Annotated in this window: 1 protein-coding gene; it reads right to left on the reverse strand. The window is 69.8% G+C overall.

The window, feature by feature from the left end:
- Window positions 1-64 precede the first annotated feature (64 nt).
- Window positions 65-2,752, reverse strand: coding sequence for a pyruvate dehydrogenase (acetyl-transferring), homodimeric type (aceE, locus tag ACFWGJ_RS43040; protein ID WP_387334417.1), 2,688 nt, complete (start codon window positions 2,750-2,752; stop codon window positions 65-67).
- Window positions 2,753-2,998 lie beyond the last annotated feature (246 nt).

Genomic DNA, 2,998 nt, shown 5'->3' on the forward strand with positions numbered 1-2,998 from the left:
GGACCGGGAGGTCCGCCCCGACTGCCGTTGATCCGCTCCCGACGAAGCGACCACAGCAGGCCGGTCACATGTCGAGGCCGTAGCTCCTGCGCGCCCGTTCGGTGGTCTCCGGGGTGATCCGCCCGGCTCGGGCCAGCCGGTGCAGGGCCGTCACGACGATCGACTCGGCGTCCACCCGGAAGTAGCGGCGCACGTCCTCCCGCGTGTCGGACAGCCCGAAACCGTCGGTGCCCAGGGAGAAGTAGTCCTGCTCGACCCACTGGCTGATCTGGTCCGGCACCTGGCGCATCCAGTCGCTGACCGCCAGCACCGGCCCCGGTGCTCCGGCCAGCGCCCGGGTGACGTACGGCAGGCGCTGCTCACCGCGCATGACGGCGGTGTCGGAGTCCATCGCGTCCCGCCGCAGCTCTGTCCAGGACGTCACCGACCATACGTCCGCGTGCACGTTCCACTCGGCGGCGAGGAGCTCCTGCGCGCGCAGGGCCCAGTGGATGGCCGTACCGGAGGCCAGCAACTGGACACGGGGTCCGGTCGTGGCCGGGGCGGCGGGCCGGAAACGGTAGATGCCCCGGACGATGCCCTCCTCGATGCCGGGTACCGGCGGAATCGCCGGCTGCTTCTTCGGCTCGTTGTAGACGGTCAGGTAGTAGAAGATGTTCTCGGGCCGTTCGCCGTACATGCGGCGCAGACCCTCCCGCACGATGACCGCGATCTCGAAGGCGAAAGCCGGGTCGTAGCTGATCGCCGCCGGATTGGTGGCGGCCAGCAGGTGCGAGTGTCCGTCTCCGTGCTGGAGCCCTTCACCGGTCATGGTGGTGCGCCCGGCGGTACCGCCCACGACGAAACCGCGGCCCATCTGGTCGGCGAGCGCCCAGAACTGGTCGCCGGTCCGCTGGAAACCGAACATGGAGTAGAAGATGTAGAACGGGATCATGGGTTCGCCGTGAGTGGCGTACGAGGTCGCCGCGGCGGCGAACTCCGCCACCGAACCGGCCTCCGTGATGCCCTCGATGATCAGCTGCCCCGTGGTGCTCTCCTTGTAGAAGAGCAGTTGGCCGGCGTCGACCGGATCGTAGGTCTGGCCGTGGGGCGAGTAGATGCCGGCCGTGGGGAACAGCGACTCCATGCCGAAGGTGCGTGCCTCGTCGGGGATGATCGGAACCCAGCGCGCACCGGTGTCCTTGTCCCGCATCAGATCCTTGACCAGGCGGACCAGCGCCATGGTGGTGGCCACTTCCTGATGGCCGAAGCCCTTTTCGAGCGCCTCGAAGGACTGGGCGGGCGGCTGCGGCAACGGCCTGTTGACGACCCGTCGGGCGGGAGCCGGACCACCCAGTGCGGCTCGCCGTTCGCGCAGGTACCGCACCTCTGGGGAGTCCTGCCCCGGATGCCAGTAGGGCACCTGGTCGCCCGCGAGAGCGCTGTCGGGGATGGGCAGTTCCAACAGGTCGCGCAGGTCACGGAACTGCTGCAGGGTGAGTTTCTTCATCTGGTGGTTGGCGTTGCGCGACTCGAACGCCGAGCCGAGGGTGTGCCCCTTGACCGTCTGGGCGAGGATCACCGTGGGTGCGCCCTCGTGTTCCACGGCGGCCCGGTAGGCCGCGTGCACCTTCAGCGGCTCATGGCCTCCGCGCGAGTTCTCGAAGAGCTCGACCACCTGGGCGTCGCTCAGGGAGGCGGCCACGGCGGACAGCGCGTCGCCGGTGAAGAAGCTCTTGCGGATGTAGGCCGCGTCCCGTGCGGCCAGGGTCTGCAGCTGTGCGTCCGGTATCTCGCCCAGGCGCCGGACCAGGGCCCCGGTGGTGTCCTGCAGCAGCAGCGGGTCCCAGGCCTCGCCCCACAGCGTCTTGACCACATTCCAGCCGGCGCCCCGGAAGCGGGCGTCGAGCTCCTGGACGATCTTGGAATTGGAGCGCACCGGGCCGTCGAGCCGTTGCAGGTTGCAGTTGACGACGAAGGTGAGGTTGTCGAGGTTCTCATGGGACGCCAGTGTCAGCGCGGCCGTCGACTCCGGCTCGTCGATCTCACCGTCGCCGAGGAACGCCCACACACGCGAGGCCGAGGTGTCCTTGATGCCGCGGGCTCGCAGGTAGCGGTTGAACCGGGCCTGGTAGATCGCGCCGAGAGGGCCCAGGCCCATGGACACGGTGGGGAACTCCCACAGCCACGGCAGGCGGCGCGGGTGCGGGTAGGACGGCAGGCCGTGACCCGTGGCCTCGCGTCGGAAACCGTCCAGATCCTGTGCGCTCAGCCGCCCTTCGAGGAAGACCCGGGCGTAGACGCCGGGTGAGGCATGGCCCTGCAGGAACAGCTGGTCGCCCGAGCCGTCGCCGTCCTTGCCGCGGAAGAAGTGGTTGAACCCGATCTCGTAGAGCCAGGCCGCCGAGGCGTACGTGGCGATGTGGCCGCCCAGTCCAAGGGGTGCCCCACGGGTGACCATGGCCGCCGCGTTCCACCGGTTGAGCGCGGTGATCCTGGTCTCCATCGCCAGGTCGCCGTCGAACGCCGGCTGGGCCGAGGCGGGGACGGTGTTGATGTAGTCCGAGGTCAACAGGCCGGGCAGCGACATCCCGGACCGGGTCGCGAACTCGTGCACACGGCGCAGGAGATACACCGCCCGGTCCGGCCCCGCGTTGCGCACGACGGCGTCGAGAGAGGCCTGCCATTCGGCGGTCTCCTCGCGGTCGCGGTCGGGTAGCTGGTCGAGCTCACTGGTCACGGGGGACTCGGCGGGCCGGGACGGAACACTCATGGCAGCCTTCCTGACAGGACAGGGGGAGAAGGGGGGCGCCGGCCTGTCGGCCGGTCTGGGCGCGTCGCGCATCGCACCGGGCCGTACGCACCACGCGCATGCCACCTGGACAGTGCGGCCCCCGTGGCTGTGACAGCGTGCACACGCTCATGGGCACAACGGCGATGGGAACGGCGGCGCACACGTGCCGGACATGACACGAGCCGGGCAGCCGGGGAGGCGCCGGGGCGGCGGGCCCTTTGCCTG

The sequence above is a fragment of the Streptomyces sp. NPDC060205 genome (genome assembly GCF_042728395.1).
Classification (GTDB): Bacteria; Actinomycetota; Actinomycetes; order Streptomycetales; family Streptomycetaceae; genus Streptomyces.

Bases quoted from the DNA above. Each gene is read 5' to 3' on its own strand.
- aceE (WP_387334417.1), bottom strand. From the start codon at position 2,752: ATGAGTGTTCCGTCCCGGCCCGCCGAGTCCCCCGTGACCAGTGAGCTC.